The organism is Mycobacterium asiaticum (genome assembly GCF_001673365.1).
In the GTDB taxonomy this organism is placed as follows: domain Bacteria; phylum Actinomycetota; class Actinomycetes; order Mycobacteriales; family Mycobacteriaceae; genus Mycobacterium; species Mycobacterium asiaticum_A.
Genome location: NZ_LZLS01000191.1, coordinates 32,910 through 56,303, shown reverse-complemented (window position 1 = coordinate 56,303; position 23,394 = coordinate 32,910). Strand labels below are relative to the sequence as shown.

At 65.8% G+C, this 23,394-nt stretch carries 18 protein-coding genes; 7 read left to right on the top strand and 11 right to left on the bottom strand.

What is annotated here, in order from left to right; translation table 11 throughout:
- Positions 1-24 precede the first annotated feature (24 nt).
- The 6 genes from A5634_RS21600 to A5634_RS21575 are packed head-to-tail and all read right to left on the bottom strand — an operon-like array spanning position 25 to position 7,398.
- On the bottom strand, positions 25-1,221 hold the full coding sequence (locus tag A5634_RS21600; RefSeq protein ID WP_065146062.1) for a CaiB/BaiF CoA transferase family protein: 1,197 nt from the start codon (positions 1,219-1,221) through the stop codon (positions 25-27).
- The gene (locus tag A5634_RS21595) at positions 1,214-2,149 is read right to left on the bottom strand and encodes an SDR family NAD(P)-dependent oxidoreductase (protein ID WP_065146061.1); all 936 of its coding nucleotides are present in this window, start codon (positions 2,147-2,149) and stop codon (positions 1,214-1,216) included. Before A5634_RS21595 ends, A5634_RS21600 begins: the two co-directional genes overlap by 8 nt.
- Positions 2,149-3,990: a flavin-containing monooxygenase gene (locus tag A5634_RS21590; RefSeq protein WP_065146060.1), complete on the bottom strand. Its 1,842-nt coding sequence runs from the start codon at positions 3,988-3,990 to the stop codon at positions 2,149-2,151. Before A5634_RS21590 ends, A5634_RS21595 begins: the two co-directional genes overlap by 1 nt.
- Positions 3,987-5,165 carry an LLM class flavin-dependent oxidoreductase gene (locus A5634_RS21585; protein ID WP_065146059.1) on the bottom strand — a complete coding sequence of 393 codons (1,179 nt, stop codon included), beginning with the start codon at positions 5,163-5,165 and terminating at the stop codon, positions 3,987-3,989. The genes A5634_RS21590 and A5634_RS21585 overlap by 4 nt, the downstream gene beginning before the upstream one ends.
- Positions 5,162-6,523, bottom strand: a complete 1,362-nt coding sequence (locus tag A5634_RS21580) for an aromatic ring-hydroxylating oxygenase subunit alpha (protein WP_437340001.1) — start codon at positions 6,521-6,523, stop codon at positions 5,162-5,164. The genes A5634_RS21585 and A5634_RS21580 overlap by 4 nt, the downstream gene beginning before the upstream one ends.
- A 20-nt stretch (positions 6,524-6,543) precedes the next feature.
- Positions 6,544-7,398 (bottom strand): SDR family NAD(P)-dependent oxidoreductase, encoded by an 855-nt coding sequence (locus tag A5634_RS21575; protein ID WP_065146057.1) that lies wholly within the window; start codon positions 7,396-7,398, stop codon positions 6,544-6,546.
- Positions 7,399-7,517: 119 nt separating this feature from the next.
- Here A5634_RS21575 and A5634_RS21570 point away from each other — a divergent pair, with 119 nt between their 5' ends.
- From A5634_RS21570 to A5634_RS21555, 4 genes are read left to right on the top strand one after another with little or no spacing between them, the layout of a single operon-like run.
- Complete coding sequence (locus A5634_RS21570; protein WP_065146056.1) at positions 7,518-9,122, top strand: SMP-30/gluconolactonase/LRE family protein; 1,605 nt, start codon at positions 7,518-7,520, stop codon at positions 9,120-9,122.
- Position 9,123: 1 nt separating this feature from the next.
- Entirely contained in the window at positions 9,124-9,876 is a 753-nt protein-coding gene (locus A5634_RS21565; RefSeq protein WP_065146055.1) for a GntR family transcriptional regulator, read from the top strand.
- A 7-nt stretch (positions 9,877-9,883) separates the two neighbouring features.
- Positions 9,884-11,482 (top strand): AMP-binding protein, encoded by a 1,599-nt coding sequence (locus A5634_RS21560; RefSeq protein ID WP_081290581.1) that lies wholly within the window; start codon positions 9,884-9,886, stop codon positions 11,480-11,482.
- 1 nt (position 11,483) lies between these two features.
- The gene (locus tag A5634_RS21555; protein ID WP_065146054.1) at positions 11,484-12,254 is read left to right on the top strand and encodes an SDR family NAD(P)-dependent oxidoreductase; all 771 of its coding nucleotides are present in this window, start codon (positions 11,484-11,486) and stop codon (positions 12,252-12,254) included.
- 3 nt (positions 12,255-12,257) lie between these two features.
- On the opposite strand, the gene A5634_RS21550 is transcribed toward A5634_RS21555, so the two are convergent.
- Both A5634_RS21550 and A5634_RS21545 read right to left on the bottom strand, forming a co-directional pair.
- On the bottom strand, positions 12,258-12,719 hold the full coding sequence (locus A5634_RS21550) for an SRPBCC family protein (protein WP_065146053.1): 462 nt from the start codon (positions 12,717-12,719) through the stop codon (positions 12,258-12,260).
- Positions 12,720-12,803: 84 nt separating this feature from the next.
- Positions 12,804-13,652 carry a rhomboid family intramembrane serine protease gene (locus A5634_RS21545; RefSeq protein ID WP_081290578.1) on the bottom strand — a complete coding sequence of 283 codons (849 nt, stop codon included), beginning with the start codon at positions 13,650-13,652 and terminating at the stop codon, positions 12,804-12,806.
- A 96-nt stretch (positions 13,653-13,748) separates the two neighbouring features.
- On the opposite strand from A5634_RS21545, the gene A5634_RS27635 reads away from it, so the two are divergent.
- Entirely contained in the window at positions 13,749-13,973 is a 225-nt protein-coding gene (locus tag A5634_RS27635; protein WP_081290580.1) for a hypothetical protein, read from the top strand.
- Positions 13,974-14,040: 67 nt separating this feature from the next.
- On the opposite strand, the gene A5634_RS21535 is transcribed toward A5634_RS27635, so the two are convergent.
- Complete coding sequence (locus A5634_RS21535; RefSeq protein WP_065146050.1) at positions 14,041-14,775, bottom strand: DUF899 domain-containing protein; 735 nt, start codon at positions 14,773-14,775, stop codon at positions 14,041-14,043.
- A gap of 219 nt (positions 14,776-14,994) precedes the next feature.
- On the opposite strand from A5634_RS21535, the gene A5634_RS21530 reads away from it, so the two are divergent.
- The gene (locus A5634_RS21530) at positions 14,995-15,930 is read left to right on the top strand and encodes a sigma-70 family RNA polymerase sigma factor (protein WP_065146049.1); all 936 of its coding nucleotides are present in this window, start codon (positions 14,995-14,997) and stop codon (positions 15,928-15,930) included.
- A 98-nt stretch (positions 15,931-16,028) separates the two neighbouring features.
- Positions 16,029-20,909 (top strand): cation-translocating P-type ATPase, encoded by a 4,881-nt coding sequence (locus A5634_RS21525; RefSeq protein ID WP_065146048.1) that lies wholly within the window; start codon positions 16,029-16,031, stop codon positions 20,907-20,909.
- Here the strand turns inward: A5634_RS21525 and A5634_RS21520 are convergent.
- Positions 20,906-22,471, bottom strand: coding sequence for an AMP-binding protein (locus A5634_RS21520; RefSeq protein WP_437340003.1), 1,566 nt, complete (start codon positions 22,469-22,471; stop codon positions 20,906-20,908). The genes A5634_RS21525 and A5634_RS21520 overlap by 4 nt on opposite strands.
- Positions 22,465-23,364, bottom strand: coding sequence for an SDR family NAD(P)-dependent oxidoreductase (locus tag A5634_RS21515; RefSeq protein ID WP_065146145.1), 900 nt, complete (start codon positions 23,362-23,364; stop codon positions 22,465-22,467). Before A5634_RS21515 ends, A5634_RS21520 begins: the two co-directional genes overlap by 7 nt.
- Between the last annotated feature and the right edge of the window lie 30 nt (positions 23,365-23,394).

The following is a 23,394-nucleotide window of genomic DNA, read 5'->3' as shown; positions in this document are numbered from 1 at the left end:
ATGGCAGTACCCGCACCGCTTGGGTTACGGAGGGTTTATCTGCTCTGTCTCAGCACCGGCGTGAACACCCGCATCGACACAGGTCAGACCGAGTTCTTCGAGCACCTCCGCGGTGTTCGCGCCCAACTCCGGGGCGGGCCCGGCGACGCGTCCGGGGGTTCGGGAGAACCAAGTTGGCACGCCAGGAAATCGCACCGGTCCGTGCGCGGTCTCCACCGTTTCGAAGAAGCCGACCGCATCCAGTTGTGGGTCGTCGAACAACTCCGCGGGGCTGGCCAATGCCGACGCCGGTATCTCGAGTTGGCGGAGCAGATCGAGCCACTCCTGGGTGGTGCGCTGCGCGAAGGTCTGGGCAAGCAGCGCGTACACCTCATCGATTTGGCGCGCCCGGCCTTCCAGCGTGGCGTAGAGCTCAGTGGTCCAGTCCGGCCGGACGGCGTCGATGAAGGCGGCCCAGTGCTTGTCGTTATAGATCAGTGCCGCGATGTAGCCGTCGCTGGTGCGGTACGGCCGCCTATTAGGCGCCACCGTACGCGGGTAGATCGCCGGCCCGAGCGGCGGATTGAACATGGCGCCGTTGGCGTGTTCGACCAACATGAACGACGCCATGGCCTCGAACATACCGATTTCCACCTCTTGGCCTTCACCGGTTCGTTCCCGGTGGAACAACGCCATCATCGTCGCGTACAGTGCCGTGAGGCCGGCCACCTTATCAGCCAATATTGTTCCGGCATAGTTGAATTCACCGGTCAGTTGTTGCTGGACGGCCGGCACCCCGCAGGCCGCCTGGATGGTGTCGTCGTAGGCGGGAAGATCGCGATTGGGCCCGCGTCTACTGAAGCCATAGCAGTTGGTGTACACGATGTTCGGGTTGATGGCGGCAACGTCGGGGTAGCTGAACCCGAGTCGGGCAATGGCCTTTGCCCGCATAGAGTGGATGAACACATCGGCGCGCTCGATCAACGCGCACAACGCACTTCGGCCGGATTCGGACTTCAAATCAATTGAGATCGCGCGCTTTCCGCGGTTGACGTTGACGAACACCCCACTCATCCCGGTGGTCGGACCCACCGAGATATAGCGGGTGTCGTCGCCTTGCGGCGGTTCGATTTTGATGACTTCGGCGCCCATGTCGGCCATGATCTGGGTGCAGTACGGGCCCATCACCATTGCAGTGAGATCGACGACGCGCACACCGGCCAATGGCCCGGACTCAGACATGATGGGCGCTTTCCCGGATTGCCCAGGCCGCCGACTCGAAGCTGTAGCGGATGTGATCGGCATGGCCATTGGGAACCACAGGGAAGACCAACGGTGCGCTGAGATCTCGGATCGCATAGAGCTGTTCCGCGACGTCCTCCACCGTCCACGACAAGCGCTGCACGCCTGGGGTTTCGGCGACGACGGCGCGGGCCACCCGGCCGGCGATGGCGATCAGCATCTCGCCATTTATCGGACAGGACTCGTGCGCCAAAAACCCAACGACGGGTGCCACCAGTTCGGTGCCCATCGGCGGATAGGCCGAGATATCCAGCCCGTCAGCCATTCTCGTGACCGCGGACGGGACGATCACATTGCACAGCACACCTTCGGCCGCACCTTCGAGCGCGACCACATTGGACAGCCCGACCAGGCCCGCCTTCGCAGCGGCATAGTTGGCGACGCCGTGGTTGCCGTACAGCCCGCCGATCGAGGAGGTCAAGACGATGCGGCCGTAGCCCGCGTCGCACATCACCGGAAACGCGGGCCGCACCACATGGAAAGCGCCACGCAGATGCACATCCAAAACGGCATCGAAGTCCTCGTAGCTCATCTCTTTCAACGACCCGCGACGAACGGTGCCGGCATTGTGGATCAGTATGTCGATGCGCCCGAAGTGGTCCAGTGCCGACCCGATGACCGCCTGACCGCCCGCCGCCGTGCTCACCGACTCCGCGCACGCGACCGCCTCGCCGCCCGCTGCCGTGATCTCGGCTGCTACCTCCTGTGCCGCAGCGACATTCGGGTCGTCGCCGGTTAGCGTGCCACCGGTGTCGTTCACCACCACTTTGGCGCCGCGGGCAGCCAGCATCAGCGCGTACGCCCGGCCCAGGCCCCGGCCGGCGCCGGTCACCACTGCGACCCGATTGTCGTATCTGAGTTCAGCCATCACGATCCCAGGTCGAGTCCGTCCAAATCACCCTTGGCGCGCCACTCGGCAAGCAGATCACCGAAGGCGTAGAAGCCCGGCCCGTAGGGTTCGCCGAGGTGCGACCGAATTCCTTCGGTGCCCCCGCCCTCGTTGTTGTAATAACCTGGCGTGCATTCCAAATCGAACGCGCTGTTGTCGATCGCGGTTTCCCGGATCGTCGCGCACCAATCGTCTTGCGCGGCTTGACTTGGCTCGACGGTGGTCGCGCCGCGGGCCAGCGCCTCGGCGATGATGTAGGCGATGTGTTCGCCCTGCAGTTCGTAGTTGGCGGCAATGTTGGCCGAGATGCCGACTTGGGTGAACCCTGTGAAGAATTGATTCGGGAATCCGCGACTGGTCATCCCGTGCAGGGTCTTGTAACCGTCGCGCCAGTAGTCGAACAGGGAAAGGCCGTCACGCCCCTCGATCGCCTCCATCGAGTAGCGGCGACTGATCTCGGTAGTGATTTCGAAGCCGCTGGCGTAGATGATGCAATCAACCTCATACTCAACACCGTTGGCCACCAGCCCCTTTGACGTTGCACGCTCGACACCTTTACTGCCCGACACATCCACCAGCGTCACGTTCGGACGGTTGAAGGTTGGCAGGTAGTCGTCGTTGGTGCACGGGCGCTTGCATAGGAATCGGTAGTAGGGCTTGAGCGCCTCGGCGGTGTCGGGGTCGTCGACGATGTCTTCGACCCTGCGCCGCAACCGCTCCATGACCCTGAAGTCTTCCTCCTCGCGGATATCCATGAACTGCTCGGGGGTCATCGAAGCGGGATCCGGTAGGGCGAGAACCCGCGCTGCGGTATTGCGGCCCAGTTCGGTCCAGAAGTCGCAGACCAGGTCGGGCTGTCCGAGTGCCATTCCCTCGAAGGTCCAGGCGTGGAAGTTGCGCTGCCGCTCCTTCTGCCAGCCCGGCTGCAGCGATTTCACCCATTCGGGATCTGTCGGTGTGTTGTTGCGCAACCCGACCGACGATGGCGTGCGCTGAAACACATACAGGTGCTTGGCATATCGACCCAGGAACGGCACGATCTGTACGGCTGTCGCACCGGTGCCGACCACCGCGACACGTTTATCGGACAGGCCGTCCAATCCGCCGTTGGCGTCGCCGCCGGTGTAGCCGTAGTCCCATCGCGACGAGTGGAAGCTGTGTCCCCCAAAGTCCTTGATTCCCGGGATGCCAGGCAGCTTGGGGCGGTGGAATGGTCCCGAGGCGATCACCACGAAGCGGGCGCGGATGTCGTCGTCGCGGTCGGTGCGAACGCGCCAGCGCTTGATGTCCTCGTCCCAGTGCAGTGCCCGCACCTGGGTGGAAAACAGCGCGGAGTCGTAGAGGCCGTAGTGCTTGCCGATGCGCCGGCAGTGCTCGTAGATCTCGGTCCCGTCGGCGAACTTCTTGCTCGGCATGAAGTTCAGCTCTTCCAGAAGCGGTATGTAACAGTATGATTCGTTGTCACACTGCAGGCCGGGGTAACGGTTCCAGTACCACACGCCGCCGAAGTCGCCGCCGAGTTCGATGATCCGGACGTCCTCGACGCCGGCCTTCTTCAGGTGCGCTGCACACAGCAGGCCTCCGAAGCCGCCGCCGAGGACGGCGACGTCGATGTCGGCCGAGATAGGGTCACGCAGAAGATCCGGTGAGTGCGGATCGATTTCGTAGTACCCGGCGAAGTCGTCGACCAGTTCGATGTACTGCTGGGATCCTTCGGGCCGCAGTCGCTTTGCGCGCTCCTGCCGGTACTTTTCCCGCAGCGCGTCGAGGTCGATATCGTCCGGTGTCGGGGTCGGCGGGCAGTCCGAGACTCCGGTCATGCCAGCGCGTTCTCCGGCAGCGCCGCGGGGTGCAACGGGGCATCCATGCGGTGCACGGCGGGCAGCACCTCCTGGGCGAACAGTCGGGTGCTTGCCATCGCTTCGTCGTGAGGCATGGTGCCGAACTGCGGAACGATCGTCATTTCGGAGAACGAGCAGGCCTGCTGAGCGGCGACAATTCGTTGGTAGATCTCCTCGGGTGTCCCGATCAGCAGGTTGGAGGCGTGGTAGCCAGGGGTCTTCGGGGCTCCCTTGGCATCCGATGTGACCGACGACGCCAACACCGCGGTCGCGGTGGCCTCACGCGCCGCGTAGGCTTCATATCCCTTGACGCCCTTGAAGTTCGACGCGTCGGCGAAGCCGTAGTGGACTGTGACGTCACGGTTGGCCGTCCAGATCCATTCTTCGGATTTCGCTGCTTCGTCGGGATTGGCCGTGCAGTACATGAACATGACATTCTTCGGCTGGCACGGCGGCAAGCCTTCTTCCTGACGGAAGGTGTTGACCTTCTGCACTTCTCGTCCGGCCTCCTCGATGGGCTTGTTACCTACGAACAGCGGCACCATGCCGCGCCGGGACAGGATCTCCAACGACTCCGCGGTCGACGACGAGCTGTAGATGCGGGAGAACAGGTCGCGGCTGTGTGGTTCGGGCCGCAAGGACATCTCCGGGACCTTGAAGATCTCACCGTCATAGGCGAATCGTTCGCCAGAGAAAGCCAATTGGAGGATGTCCAAGGTCTCGTTGAATCGTTGACGGCTTTCCTCGCGTGGTACGCCGACGGCGTCGAATTCCCCCTTGGACACGCCACGACCGATCCCGATGGTGTCGTAGCGTCCGTTGGAAAGGATGTCCAGATACGCGATCTGGTGAGCCAGCCGAACAGGGTGCCACCACGGCGCGACCACGACGAAGGTGCCCAGGCTGACCCGCTCGGTGCGCCCCGCGAAGTAGCTCAGCGCCTGGATGGGATTGGGCGTCATGCCATACGGCGTGCCGCAGTGCTCGGGCATCCAGATGCCGTCGAACCCCAACGGCTCGGCGAGATCGGCGATGGCCAGGGTGTTCTGCACGCATTCCCAGTCCGGAGTCGCGGGCGGCTGGCTGAAGTCCGCCGCCAGCACGCGTTCCCAGTCGTGCGAATTGTGCGCTCCGAAACCAAGGTTGACTTTCATCGTTTCGTCTCCGTCTCTGTTGCTAGCCGTTGAGGTGCCCCGGTGCCCATGTATTGGGCAAGGTTCCGGTGCAGGTTGGCGGTGCTGCGTTCCATGTACGGGTTTGGTCTGGGCCCGCTGAAGCCCAGCGACTTCATGCCCTGTTGTACCGCGGCCATATTCGAGAAGTCCTGCGGCAGCACACTGCGCCAGTTCGGGTCATCCGGCGGTGCATACACCCACTCGGTTTGCGGTTCTTCACCTTTCGGGTACAGCTCGTAGCAGGATGCTTCGAAGATGCATTCGTCGGGGTTGTAGCCGTGTGGCCGGGCGCTATAGCACAACGCGGTGGTCAGGCCCTGCCCGATTTGGAAGTTCGGAAAGATCTGCCACGCGGTTCCGCTGTTGGCCAAGTGTTCTGGGTCGATGCTGGGCCAGATCACACCCCGTGCCTCGTCATCGCGCCGCGCGGAGGCGAGCCAGTGGCTGAGCACTTGATCGGCGGGAGCATCCTCGGGCAGTTCTTCGACCAGTCGCAGCGCCGCGTCCACCAGTGTTCGGGTAGTGGTGGCGTTGGTTTCTTCCAGTGTGTAGAGCTGCATTTCGGCGGTGGAGACGCGCGGGTCCGCACCGGTGCCGAGCCGAATCTTGGATTTCGTCTCCGACAGGTCCTTGGGCGCGTCGTAGCCGATGTTGCTGTGCTTGCCCTGCGCGACTGCCCAGCCGCGGAAGTTGCCGAACTTGTTGAACTGTGGGTGCGTGGTCGCGACGTGGTAGGTCTCGTTGAAGGCCTCCATTGCGACCTTCCAATTGCACTGGAAATGCAACCACTTTCGCCATTTGCAGCGCATTTCCTGCAGGTTGAACGGATCGAGCATGGTGGCCGCGGGTTCGAGGTAGTCCCGCAATGGCTCCGCGGCGGGGTCCATGTTGATCCAGAGCCAGCCGCCCCAGGTGTCGACGTTGACCGCAGCCAGATGGGTGTTCTCCGGCTGCAAGGCATCCTGCCAGTCGTCGCGTTCCGGGATGTGGGTGCAGCGGCCGTCCTGGTCGTAGGTCCAGCCGTGGAAACCGCAGACGAAAGACTTCCTGTGTCCACAGGCACTTTTGGCGCCGGCGGGAGTGTCGACCAACCGTCGGCCCCGGTGTACGCACACGTTGTGGTGCGCCTTGAAGGTGTCGGGACCGGTGCGCACCACCAGGATCGAATCGTCGAGGATGTCATAGGTGAGGTAGCTGCCGACCTTGGGCAGGTCTTCCACACGCCCGACCTGCTGCCATACCTTGCGCCACAGCTTGTCCCGTTCGGCGCGGGCATACTCCTCAGAAATGTAGGCTTCGACGCCGATCGTCACCGGAGCGGTGAGTTCGTCGTCCATCGCGATCTCCTTTCTCGCCATCACCGCTGTATCGCGGCGCGGAAGGATTCGTCCTTGAGGAACAGCGACGTGTTGTCGGCGCCCAGGTGCCCCCATTTCAGGTTCAGTCCACCATCGACCAGCAACGTCTGTCCGGTGATATAGGTCGACAGGTCCGACAGCAGAAACAGAATCGCGCCGGCGACTTCGTCGGGAAGGCCGCGTCGTCCCATGGCGATGGCGCGCCGGTCCCGCTCGGGGTCCTCGTCGGTGTAGGTCCGCGACGCTGGCGTTTCGGTGACGCCGGGCGCGACCGCGTTCACCCGGATCGCGCCGCCCTCGCCGCATGCCAATTCGACTGCCATGGTGCGGGTTACCGCGACGATCGCTGCTTTGGCGGTGCCATAAGCGATGTGGAACGGCGCGCTGTTCATCCCGCTGATCGACGAGATGGAGACGATCGACCCAGAACGCTTGCGGCTCTTGAGTTCTCCGGCCACCGCCTGGCTCATGAAGAACATCGTTTCCAGATTGCGGGCGAACAGCTCGCGCCAGTCTTCCCGTGTCACCCGGGTCGCGGGCATCCACGTCGACGGGTCGGCGCCGCCGGCGACGTTGACCAGCCCGTACAAATCACCGTCCGCACGGTTGGCTGCCGTCAGGACAGCGGCCACCCCGTCGTCGGTGGACACATCCGCGGCCAGCGGCACCACCGGCAGCCCTTCGTCCACCAGCGGTCCGAGGTGACGGTCGAGATTGTCGCGGCCCCGGCTGACCGCAACCACGGTTGCCCCGGCTTCGGCGACCGCCCGCGTCACCGTGGTGCCGATCCCGCCCCCTGCGGCGCCGGCGACCACGACGACTCGTCCGGCCAGGCTCAGTGGGTCGCGGCTCACTTAATTGTCCGGACAAGATAATGACATGCATCCATTAGAGAGCATGATTCTCTGGCGGCAGCCTGCACGTCAAGGGCCGGGCGGAAAATGCGCGCGGCTATTGTCTGGACCAAAGATCAATTGCTATCGTCCGAGCGGTGAACGCTGCTCGCTACAGCGCCAATGCGCTGCCGAGTGTTGCCGAAGGCTGGACCCTAACGCGCCTCACCGCGCCCAGCCGACTGTTCGGCGCGAACGGCATCCGCACCGGTCCGGACGGCCGGATCTACATCGCGCAGGTGACCGGCAGCCAGATCAGCGCGCTCGACGTGCACACGGGCCAGCTCGAGACCGTCAGCGCCAAAGGTGGCGACATCATCGCGCCCGATGACGTGGCGTTCGGCCCGGAGGGCAACCTGTATGCGACCGAGGTGATGGACGGGCGGGTCAGCATGCGTGACCCCGCCGGCCGCTCCCGGGTTTTGCGGGACGACCTACCGTCGGCCAACGGCATCACCGTGCACCAGGGCAGGTTGTTCATCGGCGAATGCCGGGCGGGTGGGCGACTGCTCGAACTCGACCTCAACGGCGGCCCGCCGCGGATCCTGCTGGAGAACGTGCCGTCGCCCAACGCGATGGAGGTCGGCCCGGACGGGCTGCTGTACTTCCCGGTCATGGGCGCCAATGAGATCTGGCGCATCAATCCCGAAGGCGGCGAACCCGAACGCGTCGCCGGCGACCTCGGCGTCCCCGACTCGGTGAAGTTCGACGCCGACGGCTACATCGTCTCCACCCAGGTTCACAGCGGTCAGGTGCTGCGCATCAATCCCCGCAACGGCGAGCGCAGCGTACTGGCAAGCCTCAATCCCGGTTTGGACAATTGCACGTTCGTCGGCAACCGACTTTTCGTGTCGAGCTTCACCGGGGAGATCACCGAGATCCTCCTCGACGGGGGAACACGCACGGTCCTCGACGGCGGTCTGAACTGGCCGCTGGATCTGGCGGTCGGGCCCGACGGCAACCTCTACATCGCCGACGGGACCTTCTTCTACATGCTGCTTCCCGACGGCTCCCTGCATACCGTGGGCATGCTGTTCAGTCCCGGTTACCCCGGCTTCCTGCGCGGGTTGGCCTGCACCGGACCCGGCGAGTTCGTTGCGACCACCTCGAACGGCGACGTGGCCCGATATCGGCCTCATAGCAACGAAAGTGAGTTCCTAGCCCAGGGTTTCGACCAGCTATACGGTGTGGCCGTCGCACCCGGAAACACCGTCGTGGTGGCCGAACTGGGCGCCGGACGGGTGCTGGCCATCCGAGCCGGCCAAGTCGACGTGCTGGCGACCGGTTTGAGCGAACCGGTCGGAGTGGCGCTCGCGTCCGACGGCACGACACTGGTGTCGGAGGCCGGCGCCGGCCGGGTACTCAAGCTGGGCGGTGGCGGCACCCTGATCGAGGGGCTGCAACGGCCACAAGGCCTGCTCGTGCAGGACCAGGAATTGTACGTAGTCGACGCCGGCGCAAAGGAACTCGTCGCCGTCGACCTGCTCACCGGCTCCCGCACCACGATCGCGGCCGACCTGCCGGTCGGCGCCCCACCCGGTGTCGTGCCCAAGCCGCTGCGCGGAATGCCGCCGTTCTCCGGCCCGCAGGGGCCCTTTGCCGGCATCACCGCCGGACTCGACGGCACGTTGTACGTGTCGGCAGACGCCGACGGCAGCGTACTCGCCTTGCGCAGGGAATCCTGAAGTGCCCCAGCAATCTTCGGAGACCAAGGTCGTCGACCACCGCTACCTCCAGGTGGCACGTACCTTGCGCAAGGAGATCGTGGACGGGGTCTACCCGGTCGGCTCTCAACTGCCCACCGAACACGAATTGTGCGAACGTTTTGCGGTGAGCCGCTACACCATTCGAGAGGCACTGCGCCGATTGCGCGACGACAACCTGGTGTCGTCACGGCCGCGCACCGGAACGTTGGTGGTGCCGCGTCCGTCGGCGGATTCCTATGTGCAACATGTCATGTCGATCAACGACCTGCTGGATTTCGCCACCGGCACCCGATTTGCCATCGAATCCGTCGCGATGGTCGGCATTGACGACGATCTGGCTGAACGTACGGGTTTAGCCGTCGGTGAGCAGTGGCTGAGCGTTCGCGGCTTCCGGCAGGCCGACACCGGGGAAGCCGCGCTATGCCGCACCGAGTATTACATCAACCGCACCTTCGCGGCGGTGGGCCGACTTCTGCAGCGCCACGAAGGCCCGATCTTTCCCTTGATCGAAGACCTGTTCGGGCTCAGCATCGTTGAGGTGCAACAAGAAATCGTCGCGGTGCTGTTGTCCGCCGAGTTAGCCGCCGGTCTCGATGAGGATCCTGGCGCCCCGGCCCTGCAGGTGCAGCGCACCTACCGGGCCTCCGACGAACAGATCGCGCAGGTCACCATCAACACCCACCCCGCGTCGCGGTTCCGGCACTCGATGACCATGCGCCGAGTGCGCAGTTAGCGCCGTGATACCGGCACGCGAGGGACGAAAGCTGATCGGCGGGCGTTGGGTCCGTTGGGACGACGAACGCGCCGCCGATGCCTACGCGCGCGGATGGTGGTCACACCAGACTTTGGCGGACGCACTGCGGGAAGCCGCCGAGCACACCCCGCAGCGGGTAGCACTGGTCGACGGCGCGCACAGACTGACTTGTGCCGACTTGCACCGGCATGCAACGGATCTGGCGCGCACCCTGCTTGCGCGCATTCCACCAAGCAGCGTGGTGTCGTTCATGCTGCCCAATTGGCACGAAGCCGCGGTGATCTATTTGGCCACCACGCTGGCGGGCATGGTCGCCAATCCGATCCTGCCGTCGCTGCGCGATCGGGAACTGCGCTTCATTCTGGAGGACGCGGACAGCCGAATGGTGTTCATCCCTTCGACTTTCGGAAGGCACGACTTCGCCTCGATGCTGCACCGAGTGAGTGCGCAACTGGAGTCGCCACCGGATGTCGTTGTGGTGCGCGGAGATTGCGGGCCGGGTCAGCTGACCTTCGATTCAATGTCTAGACCGCACGACTTGGCGCTGCCCGCCCTCGACCCCGATGCCGTGCGCATGATCCTCTACACCTCGGGGACCACTGGCCGCCCGAAAGGCGTGTTGCACACGCACAACTCGATTCATGCGCTATTGCGCCAGATTCGCGATAATTGGTTGGTCGACCACGGTGACACGTTCCTGGTTGCGTCGCCGATCGCGCACATCGGCGGCTCGATCTACGCTTTCGAAGCCCCGTTTCTGCTCGGCGCCACCGCGGTGCTGATGGAGCGCTGGGATCCCGAGGCGGCAGTAGGGCTCATGCAGGCCGAACACTGCACGCACATGGCTGGTGCCACACCGTTTTTGGAACAGTTGTTGACCGCGACACAGCTGGCGGGCACCCGGTTGCCCGATCTTAAGGTGTTCATCTGCGGTGGCGCAGCCGTGTCGCCCTCTCTGATACGCAGAGCGGCAACGTATTTCGACTCGGCGATCGTCACCCGCGTGTACGGGTCGACCGAGGTTCCGGTGACGACGGTCGGCGCACCGGAAGACGGCGCCCGCGCGGCTGACACCGATGGCCGCTGCGGCGTGGCCGCGGTGAAGCTGGTGGACGGCGAAATCCGGGTGCGGGGGCCACAGATGCTGGTTGGCTACCTGCACCCGGAAGACGAAGACGCATCCTTCGACGAGGACGGCTACTTCCGCACCGGCGACCTTGCGCGCTGGGTCGACCACGAGTACCTCGTTATCACCGGTCGCGCCAAGGACATCATCATCCGCAACGGTGAGAACATCTCCCCTAAGGAAGTCGAGGACGTCCTGGCCGATCACCCGGGCATCGCCGAGGTCGCCATCGTCGGCCTGCCCGACGAGCGCACCGGGGAGCGGGCCTGCGCCGTAGTGGTGCCGGCCGGCACGCCGGGTCCGGACGTGACGAGCCTGCGCAGCTTCCTGGAGGCCGCTGGCGTTGCACGCTTCAAAACACCCGAGCAGGTGGTTATCTGGGACGACCTACCGAAGAACGACGCGGGAAAGGTCCTCAAGCACCAGATCAAGGCGGCGCTGATGAAGGCAGAGCACTGACATGCAGGTAGCGATTGTGACCGGGGCGACCGGCGGAATCGGATTCGGTTGCGCCACAAAGTTGGCCGAATCGGGCATGGCGATATTGGCGACGGGACGCGATGAGGACAAGCTGGCCCGGCTGGCGGATGCGATCGGCGATCCCGATCGAGTGGGCACCGTTGCCGTGGATCTAATCGAGGACGACGCACCGCGGCAGATCACCGAGGCGGCGCTCGCCCGCTGGGGCCGCGTCGACTTCCTGGTGAACGCCGCGGGCATCGGAAGTCCGAAGCCGCTACACGAGACCGACGACGAATCTCTGGACCACTTCCTGGGATTGATGCTGCGTGCGCCATTTCGCCTGGTGCGTGAGGTGCTGCCGCATTTGCAACCCGGCTCGGGAATCGTGAATATCACCTCGACGTTCGCCGTCGTGGGCGGGATGCGCGGCGGTGCCTATTCGGCCGCCAAGGGCGGACTGACCGCAATGACCACGCACATCGCCTGCCAGTACGGAGCGCACGGAATACGTTGCAACGCAGTGGCTCCCGGTGTTATCCAGACGGCCATGACCGAGCACCGCCTGGCCGACGAACGGTTTCGTCGGATCAATGTCGAGATGACGCCGCATCAGCGCCTCGGCACGGTCGACGATGTCGCCGCCACCGTGGCGTTCTTGTGCTCGCCCGGAGGCGCTTTCATCAACGGTCAGACGATCGTCGTCGACGGCGGCTGGAGTTCCACCAAGTTCCTGTCAGATCGCGCGCTGAACTCGCAGTGGACGCCTTGAGCGTCAACGGTTCTCGAAGTGGCGCTTGATGCCGTAGAGCATCTTGGCGTGGGCCTTGACCGCCTCGCGGACCGTGTAGCCGGCCAGCGGCCGCGGTGCGGCGAACCGGATCCGCTCGGTGACCCGGGTGCCGCCTTCGACCGGTTCGAAGCTGACGGTCCCCCGCAGGCGCACGCCTGGCGATTGGTCGGCTTCGGTGCGCACGTCGCCCTGCGTCGGTACCTGCAGGCGCGCACGATAAGTGATGCGCGCCGTGAAGGGGCCCAGCGGAAGACGGTCCACGACGCGGTAGCTCACCTCATAGCCCTCGGGGGATTCACGGCGGTTAAGCAACTCCACCGAGACGATCAGCGGGTGAACGAGTCTGATGTTGTCCAGGTCGACGTAGAAGTCGCGGACTTGTTGCGCTGGGGCGGGTACGTCTTCGGTCAGCGTTCGCTCGGCGTGGGCGATCCACCAGCTCATGCGGGCCAACTTACCCCGCGCGAGCAGACGCAGAATCACGTTGGAGCGTGAGCTCCACGGTGATTCTGCGTCTGCTCGCGGGGGTTAGGCGACAACCAGTTCCGCCGTGCGCCACCAGATCAACGCCGCGAACAACACCAGCGCAGCTACCGTCGCGCCGGCCTGCAGCAGATCTCGTCGTTGGCGCGGTACATACACATAGGCCGCGGTGATCACCGCGCCCGCGATCAACCCGCCCACGTGTGCCTGCCAGCTGATCTGGTGCGAAGTGATCGCAGGGACAACGAAAGTGAATGCCAGGTTGATCACGATGACCGCAGCCACCCACCGCACGTCGAGGGTGAGCCGTTTGGCCACCACCAAGGTGGCGGCGAACAACCCATAGATGGCGCCCGATGCGCCCAGCGTCGGGGTGTCGACCGGCGACAGCAGATACACCAGCACCGATCCGCCCAACCCGCTCACCGCGTACAACCCGATGTACCGCAGCCGTCCCAGCCCCATCTCCAGCGGGGGTCCCACGACATACAACACCCACATATTCAGCAACAGATGCATGGTGCCGGCGTGCAGAAACACTGACGTCACCAGACGGTAGAACTCTCCGCCCGCGACGGCGCGCGGCCACAACCAGAACTGCCGTTGCACTTCTACCGACGCCATTTCGGCGATGAACGCCAGCACGTTGATCGCGATCAGTGTGTAGGTCACGACGGGGGTGGCCGAGGACCGTTCGCGTCCACCGAACCGGGTCCGGCGCTCGCGAATGGTGCGAGCACCCGCCTGTACGCAGTCCACGCACTGGTGACCCACCGCCGCGCTGCGCATGCAGTCGCCGCAAATGGGGCGCTCACATCGGTTGCATCGGAGATACGTCTGGCGGTCGGGATGCCGGTAACAGGTCGGCGGGTCGGCCGGAAGCTGCGCATTCATTGCAGCCCATTCTTGCCTGCCGCGCACCGTGGGCAGTCAGGCGACCCGCTGGCCAGGCTATTCCCTCACCTGCCGAGTTGACCTACTGTGATTGAGGTGGAGTCAGACGGAACCCCTGAGTTGGTACCGGTCGAAAATTTGCACTCTGGTGACCCGATCACCGATGGTGGTCAGCGTTACATAGTTCTCGAGTCCAAGGCCGTCGGTGACAGCTGCGTGGTCCTCGAGTTGGAGTCCAGAGTCGACCACCACCTGCAGGTCATCGAAAAGTCCTTTCCGACCGGGTACCACGTCGGCAGGGCTCATCACCGAACTCTCTAGTCAATTCAGCGCCGTTCGGCCGAATCACGAGTAGCCGCCAGACGGCTATTCGAGCTATGCCGTCGCCTCAACTCCGTGGTGGCCGTTGATCGTTGGGATCGTTTGGATCCGGCTCGCCAAACCAGCGCGACGGGACGTGCTCCGCGTAGGAGTCGTGCCAGGCCCACCACTCGTACGGCTTGGTCTGGGGGTAGCCCGGCGGTGAATCCTCCCAATCCTCTTGGCGCCCGAGCGCCGTCAGGTCGAGGATGCTCCAGGTGTTGCCGAGCACCTCGTCGCCCCGGTTGTTCACGAAATAAGTGCGGTACACCCGTGAGCCGTCCTGGATGAACGCGTTGGTGCCGTGCCATTCGTGGACTCCGAAGTCAACGTCGAAGCCGTCGGTCATCGTGTACCACGGCATCCGCCAACCCATCCGCTCCTTGAGGCGCGCGATGTCGTCCTGCGGTGCTCGCGACGCGAATACCAGGGTGGTGTCGCGGGCGTTGACGTGCGCCAGGTGACCGATGTGGTCCGCGATCATCGAGCAGCCCGGGCAGCCGTGTTCCGGCCACCCATGCACGCCGGGTTCGAAGAAGGCGCGGTAGAGGACGAGTTGGCGCCGGCCGTCAAATAGGTCGAGCAGGCTGCGCTTACCGTCGGGCCCGTCGAACACGTAATCCTTGTCCACTTCCAGCCACGGCATCCGGCGGCGCAGCGCCGCCACCTCGTCGCGGGCCCGCATCACCTCCTTCTCCCGCACCAGCAAGTTCCGGTGCGCTGCTTCCCAGTCCTGCGCGGACACGATGGGCGGTGTTTGCATGTCGATCCTTTCTGTTTGTTGCCCGATCAGGTTTACGGCGAGACGCAATTCGGTAGACAGCGCGAGTACTACAGTGCCGCTCGTCCTCTCGGTATGGAAGTTCACACCCATACAGATACGACGCGTCGCCGCGATTCATCGCTGCCCAGCTCACAATGATTTTTGGCCATCACAGGTATGCAGAGGCTGCTATCTGAAGCGGCAGGTATCAATAGGGATATGCCTGTCCAAGACGAGTTCATCGAGCAGGCCGCGCCGTATCGCGCCGAGTTGATCGCGCACTGCTACCGGATGCTGGGTTCGTTGCACGACGCCGAGGACCTGGTCCAGGAGACCTACCTGCGCGGCTGGCGCGGGTACCCGGCATTCGAGGAGCGGGCGACACTGCGCACTTGGCTGTACCGGATCGCGACGACGGCGTGCTTGCGCGCGATGGAAAACCGCGGTCGCCGGGTGTTGCCGGCCGGGGTGGGGGACGGATCAGACGGCCACGAGTGGCCCGAGCCAATCCCCGACACGTATATGTCCGAAAGCCCGGAAGCGAGCGTCGCGGTGCGGCACAGCGTTCGCTTGGCGGTGATGATCGCACTGCAGGAGCTACCCGCGCGCCAGCGGGCGGTGTTGATTCTGCGCGATGTGGTGCAGTTCAGCGCCGCCGAAGTCGCCGAGCTGCTGCAGACCACGCCTGCGGCGGTCAACAGCTCGCTGCAACGCGCCCGCGCCCGTCTCGCCGAGGTCGCGCCGGACGAGGACGGTGTCACCGAATCCGATGACGCGCAGAGCCGCGAATTGGTCGACCGCTATTGCGCGGCATTCGAGAACTCCGACATGGCTGCCTTGACCGAGCTGCTGCAAGACGACATCAAGCTCGAAATGCCACCTATGCCAATGTGGTTCGAAGGCCGAGATGCGGTGCTGGGTTTCCTGCGCGAGCGTGCATTCGCCAAGCGCGGCGATCTGGTGATGGTCCCAACGTCCGCCAACGGTCAGCCTGCCGTCGCCGAATACCGGCGTAACGCCGACAACATCATGGCGGCCCATTCCATCCAGGTCCTCACCTGCCGGCTAAAGGATCGGGCAGTTGGGATCGCGGTGTTAACCGTATTTCTCGATCCGACGCTCTTCGCGGCGTTTGGGCTGCCACCCACCCGGTAAGCCAACGGTAGCCTGGCGCTGCATGCGGCGGGCCGTGTGGACAGGTCTGCACGGCGCCGGAAGGATTGACGCGGTACACGTAATCGAAGGGTGCTGAATTGAAGATCCCGGGTGTGGCCGACCTCGTCGGCACCCTGACCGGTGGAGCGGTTCAGGCGCTACAGGCCGGGATCAACGGCGCGGCCGGTGCCGTGGGAGCGGTGCAAACCCTGACCAGCCCGGTGACGGAGCTGGTCGGGCCCGTGGTGCAGACCATGGCGCACTCCACCGGTCGGGCTATCGGACTGGGCGGGTCCACCGACGGCGCTCCCGAAGCGGTCACCCCACCGGTGCGTTGGCACAGTGGCCGGCGCGTACACCTGGACCTCGACCCGCTGCTGCCGTTCCCCAACTGGCAGGAGTATGCGGCGGCGATCGAGGAGCCGGTGCGCCGCATCGACGGCGTCGCCAAAGCACACGTCGAAGGGTCGCTGGGCCGGCTGGTCGTCGAGATCGCGGAGGACGCCGACGCCGACGCCGTGCTCGATGAAGTGCGCGACACGGCCACAGCCGTGGCCTCCGACCTCACTGCCGCGGAAACCATTGCGGCCGTGCAGGCCGCGCCGTTCGCGGACCCGGGCAACCCGTTGGCGATTCTGGTGCCGCTGTCCGCGGCGGCGATGGACGTCGTCGCGGTCGGTGCCGCCGTCACCGGCTGGTTCACCCGGCTGCCGATGGCACCGCGTAGCGCGCGAGCCGCCGCAGCGCTCATCAATTACCAGCCACGGGTAGTGGCCGTGCTGGAATCCCGGTTGGGTCGGGTCGGCACCGACATCGTGCTCAGTGGCTCGACGGCGCTGGCCTACGGACTAAGCCAGTCGGTCGGTACCCCCCTGCTGGACCTGGCCCAGCGTACGTTGCAGCTGTCCGAGGCGGCAGCCCATCGCCAGCAGTGGCGGGAACGTGAGCCGGCGCTCGCGTCGCCGGACCGTCCGCAGGCGCCGGTGGTGCCGATCCTCTCCTCGGCGGGCGCTGAATCGCATGCTCCGCGGCATAACTGGGCGGCGGCCGCGGCGGGCGAGGCCTCGCACGTCGTCGTCGACGGCGCCATCGATTCGGCCATCGACTCGGACAAGGGCTCCATGAAAGGCCCGGTGGAAAGCTACGTCGACCAGGCCGCCAGCGGGTCGCTGGTGGCCGCCGCCGGGGCTTTGTTCGCCGGCGGCGGTGCCGCCGAAGCCGCCGAAGCGATCCTGGCCGGGGTGCCCAAGGCCGCGCACCTGGGTCGGCAGTCGTTTGCGACGACACTCGGCCGGGGCCTGGCCAACGCCGGACTGCTGGTGCTCGACCCGGGCGCGCTGCGCCGCCTGGACCGGGTGAAGGTGGTGGTTATCGACGGCGCCGCGCTGCGTGGTGACCACCGCGCGGTGTTGAGTGCCTGGGGCGAGGAACCCGGTTGGGACGACGACCGCGTCTACGAAGTCGCCGACGCTCTGCTGCACGGCGAGGAAGCCCCCGAACCCGATCCCGACGAACTGCCCGCCACCGGCGCGCGACTGAAATGGCTTCGGCCGCAAGGGTCTTCAGCGACACCGGCCCAGGGCCTCGAGCACGCGGACCTGGTCTGTGAAGGCCGGCGGGTAGGCCACGTCGACGTCGGCTGGGAGGTCGACCCGTACGCCATCCCACTGCTTCAGACGGCGCACCGCACCGGCGCCCGAGTGGTTTTGCGCCACGTGGCCGGTACCGAGGACCTGTCCGCGAGTGTCGGGTCGACGCATCCACCAGGCACACCGTTACTCAAGGTGGTCCGCGAATTGCGGTCCGACCGCGGACCGGTCCTGCTGATAACAGCACTGCACCGCGATTTCGCGTCGACGGACACGCTGGCCGCGTTGGCCATCGCCGATGTCGGCGTGGCGCTCGATGACCCCCGCGCGGCCACCCCGTGGACTGCCGATGTCATCACCGGAACCGATCTGGCCGCCGCGGTACGCATTCTGTCCGCCCTGCCGGTGGCTCGCGCGGCCAGCGAATCCGCGGTCCACCTCGCGCAGGGCGGCACCACCCTGGCCGGACTGTTGCTGGTTACTGGGGAGGACGGCAGGACCAGCAGCCCGGCGTCATTTCGACGGTGGCTCAACCCCGTCAACGCCGCCGGCGCGACCGCACTGCTGTCCGGGACGCTATCGGCCGCGCGGGTACTGCGCCTGCCCAAGCCGACACCGCAACCGCTGACCGCATGGCACGCACTGGACCCGGAGATCGTCTATTCGCGGCTGGCCGGCGGCTCACGCAAGTTGGCGGTCGAATCCGATACCTCGACGTGGCGACGCCGGCTTGACGACCTGTCCTACGAACCAGTGGTGGCGCCGCTGCGTGGTCCGGTCCAGACGCTGGGACGGTTGGCCTCCGCAACACGCGTGGAGTTGAAGGATCCGCTGACTCCGATCCTGGCGGTCGGCGCGGCAGCTTCAGCGATCGTCGGCAGCAACGTCGACGCTTTGCTGGTTGCCGGAGTCATGGCGGTCAACGCGGTAACCGGCGGGGTGCAGCGGCTGCGGGCCGAGGCTGCCGCCGCGGAGTTGTTTGCCGAGCAGGACCAGCTGGTGCGTCGCGTGGTCGTCCCGGCGATGGCGACGACCAGGCGGCGGTTGGAGGCGGCGCGCAACGCCACCCGCACGGCCACTGTGTCGGCCAAGAAGCTGCACCCCGGGGACGTCATCGACTTGGCCGCGCCCGAGGTGGTGCCGGCCGATGCGCGGATTCTGGTCGCCGAAGACCTGGAGGTCGACGAGTCCTTCCTGACCGGCGAATCGCTGCCGGTCGACAAGCAGGTAGATCCCGTCGGCGTCAACGACCCGGACCGGGCAAGCATGCTGTTCGAGGGCAGCACCATCGTCGCCGGGCGAGCCCGCGCAATCGTCGTCGCCACCGGCGTCGGGACCGCCGCACAGCGCGCCATCTCGGCGGTCGCGAACGTGGAGACCTCGGCCGGGGTGCAGGCCCGGCTGCGCGAACTGACCAGCAAGGTGTTGCCCCTTACGCTCGCGGGCGGCGCTACCGTGACCGGTCTGGCGTTGTTGCGCAAGGCGTCGCTGCGCCAGGCGGTGGCCGACGGCGTCGCCATCGCGGTCGCCGCCGTCCCCGAAGGTCTGCCGCTGGTGGCCACCCTGTCTCAGCTCGCCGCCGCGCAACGCCTCACCGCACGGGGAGTCTTGGTGCGCTCACCCCGAACCATCGAGGCCCTCGGCCGAGTGGACACCATCTGCTTCGACAAGACCGGCACACTCACCGAGAACAAGCTGCGCGTCGTGCGCGCCGTGCCGAAGGCGACCGAGGTTGGCGGTGCTGCTCCGGGGCTGGACGATCCGGCCGCGGTTGTGGTGCTACGGGCCGCCGCCCGCGCTTCCACCCAGCCGCACGACGGTGAGGGGCACGCGCACGCGACCGATGAGGCCATCATCACCGCAGCGAATGAGCTTGGGGTGGAAGGTGATTCGGTGTGGACGGTACTTGCCGAGGTGCCGTTCGAATCCACCAGGGGGTACGCGGCCTCGATCGGGGCTGGGGACGGCTCGCAGGACGACGCGCCGATGTTGGTGCTCAAGGGCGCACCGGAGATCGTGCTGCCGCGCTGCCGATTCGACGACACGGACACCGATCCCGCGGCCGGCCGGGAACAGGCCGAGGCGTTGGTGCGTGATCTCGCCGAACAGGGACTGCGGGTCCTGGCGGTCGCGCGCCGCCGCTGGGGGAACGGCACCGCCGAGGAGGACACCGACGCCGACGCCGTCGATGCCGCGGCTCGCGACCTCGAACTGCTCGGCTACGTGGGGTTGGCCGACACCGCGCGGACTTCGTCGCGGCCCCTCATCGAGGCACTGGTGGAGGCTGGGCGCAACGTCGTACTGATTACCGGCGACCATCCCATCACCGCGCGAGCGATCGCCCGCCAACTGGGGCTGCCGGAGGACGCCCGAGTGGTGACCGGCGCCGAGTTCGCCAGCTTTGACGAGGAAGGGCACGCCAAACTAGCCGCCGACGTGCAAGTGTTCGCCCGGGTCAGCCCGGAACAGAAGGTGCAAATCGTTGCGGCCCTGCAACGCTGCGGACGAGTGACGGCCATGGTCGGTGACGGCGCCAACGACGCCGCCGCCATCCGGATGGCCGACGTCGGCATCGGCGTCAGCGGTCGGGGTTCTTCGGCCGCGCGCACCGCGGCCGACATCGTGCTCACCGACGACGATCTGGGTGTGCTGATCGACGCGTTGGTCGAAGGTCGCAACATGTGGGCCGGCGTCCGCGATGCCGTCACGATCCTGGTCGGCGGCAACGTCGGCGAAGTCCTGTTCACCATCCTCGGCACCGCGTTCGGACAGGGACGGGCGCCGGTGGGCACCCGCCAGCTGCTCTTGGTCAATCTGCTCACCGACATGTTCCCCGCCCTCGCGGTGGCCGTCACGTCCCAGTACGACGACCCGGAGCAGGACGAGGATCTCAGCGACGAAGAGATCGAAGAGGCGCGCTGGATGCTGCAACGTGAGTTGCTGACCCAACCCGCGCCGTCCCTCGACGACCCGCTGATGCGCCAGGTCGTCAGCCGCGGCGTGATCACCGCCGCCGGCGCGACGGCCGCCTGGGCCATCGGACGCTGGACCCCTGGCACTGAACGCCGCACGGCGACAATGGGTTTGACAGCGCTGGTGACTACTCAGCTGGCGCAGACACTGCTCACCCGCCGGCACAGCCCGTTGGTGGTGGCGACGGCACTGGGCAGCGCAGGCGTGTTGGTCGGCATCATCCAGACACCGGTGCTCAGCCAGTTCTTCGGCTGCACCCCGCTGGGCCCGGTCGCGTGGACGGGCGTGATCGGCGCAACCGCCGGAACCACCGCGATCTCGGTGCTGGCGCCGCAATGGTTGAACAAGGCGGTGACCGCCGTGCAACCCGAAGCCCAAGATGAGCACGCGGACTGCGAGGAGCGCGACCCTCGCTAGCCCGATAGTTCCCGACGCACCACCTTGCCGGCCGGGTTACGCGGGATGCTGGGCACGATGCTGATGTCCCTGGGTTGCTCGAAACGAGAAACCTTGCCTTTCAAGTATTCTCGTAACGTCGGCTCGTCGGCCTCGCTGTCGGCACGCAGCACCACGAAGGCGGCCAGCCGCTTCCCGAACTGCTCGTCGGCGACACCCACCACCGCGTTTTCGGCAACATCGGGATGACCGGCAAGAGCGTTCTCCAGCGCACGCGGATAGACGTTTTCGCCACCGGAGACGATCATGTCGTCTTCGCGGCCGACGATGTACAGCCGCCCCGCCTCGTCGAGATAACCCATGTCGCCCGTGCTCGTCATGCGGTCGATGACGGCCTTCGCGCCGCCACCGGTGTAGCCGTCGGAGGCCAAACCACCGCCGACGAAAATCCGTCCGGTGACCCGCGGCCCCACGGCTTTTCCGGTCTTGCTGTAGATGCGTACCGGACACCCCGCCACCGGCCTGCCGACCGTCTCGGGGAACCGCCGGATCTCGTCCGGTGTGGCCAGTGAACCGATGCCCACCTCGGTGGAGCCGTACAAGTTGTAGAGCACGTCGCCGTAGGAGTCCATGAACCGGCGCGCCAAACCGGGGTCGAGGCGGTCGCCGCTGGAAATCACTACCCGCAAGCAGGACAACGGGTTTCGTGCCTTTACCCGTTGCGGGAGATCCAGCATGCGGGCCAACATGATCGGCACCGCGCTCATCGAGTCGGCACGATGCAGCGACGCCTGGGCGAGCGTTGCTTCGGCATCGAACCGCCGTCTGGTCAGCACGGTGCCGCCCAGTGCCATCGCCATCATCAGGATGCCGAAGCCCAGTCCATGAAACATCGGCGCAGCCAGGCAGATTCGCGTTCCCACCCGCAGACCGGTGCGCTCCAGGAGCGTCATGCTGACACCGATCCCGGAGCTTAGGTGTGGCGTACGCGGTACGCCCTTGGGTATCCCGGTGGTGCCGGAAGTCAACAGCACCATCCGCCCCGACGGCGCGACCTTTGGCCGCGAATCACCTTGGCGCCGATGGACGGTCGCGGGATCGACGAGCCGGATCGGGACATCCGTTTCACCGAGTTGGTCAATGAATTCGTTGTCGCAGAACATCGTTCGGATCTGGTGTGCTCCCAGCGCACCGGCCAGCGCATCGGTGCGAAACTCGGTGTTCACCAACACCACATCGGCACCCACCAAGGCGGTGGCGAAGACCGCGGCGACGAAGTTGCGCCCGTTGCGGCACATCACTCCCACGGGATCCCCGGCCTTGGCGCCGGCGTCCACCAGTTCACCGGCCAGTGTCTCCGTCATCGACAGCAGGTCGCGGTAGCTCAGCGCCCCGTCCTCGTCGATGATCGCGGTCCGATCGGGCCAGCGGGCCGCCGATATCGCGAGCAGGGTGAACAGGTTCGTGCCGCTCCGGCACACCTCGCGGACCAGTCGTAACGCCGCGCCGGGCCCCGGCGGTCCGAGCAGGCCGGACGACAGCACCGCCCGTGCCGTGGTGCCCGCCACGCCGGTCGTCATGATCGGGCGTCCTTCTTGTCGGGATTGTCGGATTCGGCGAGAAATCTGCTGTGCCACAACCGGGCCGCGCGTTCGGCCGGTCCCGCAAGCAATACCGAGGCCAGTTCGGCCGGCCATACCCAGGGCGGTTCGTTGGTGCGTGGTCGCTCGATGATCACCTTGGCGACGGCATCGGCGGCCTCGTCCGAAGTCAGTCCGGGCAGCCGGCCCAGCAGTGGAGTGGGTTCGATCATGCGGGTGCGGACCAGCGCGAAGTAGATCGTCGAGACATCGATCCCGTCGCCGTGCAGTTCCGGCGCCACGCTGCGCAACCAGCGGTCGAAGGCGCCTTTGGACGCCTGATAGGCACCCCACTGCGGTCCCGGCACTACCCGCACGCCGACACTGGACACATTGACCAGGTGTCCGCGCCCGTTTTCACGCATTGCCGGAAGTAGGCCCAGCAGCAGCCAGATCGGCCCCAGATAGTTGATGTCGATGGTGCGCTGAAAGTCGTGCGGACGGTCGTATTGGTCGTGCAGTGATCTGCGCAGCGACTTACCCGCGTTGCTCACCACGATGTCGAGTGGTCCGTGGGTCTCGTTGATCTGCTTGGTGAGCTCGCTGACGGCCGCTTCGTCGCTGAGATCGGTCGGGTAGGCGACGGCCTGTCCCCCGCCGGCGTTGATGGAGGCGGCGACGTCGTCAAGGCGTTCCACCGAGCGGGCCACGACAAGCACGGTCGCTCCGGCCGCAGCCAACTTGCGTGCGGTGGCCTCGCCGATTCCGTACGACGCACCAGTCACCAGGACCGTCTTGCCGGAAACCGACCTGCGCAGCTTGTCGGGATCGGATTCCCGCGCCGGATTGGCAAACCTGCTGGCAGCCGAATCAATCGCCTGCAAAACCAGATTCATCGGCTGCATCCCTTGATCGCGTTCGACCTA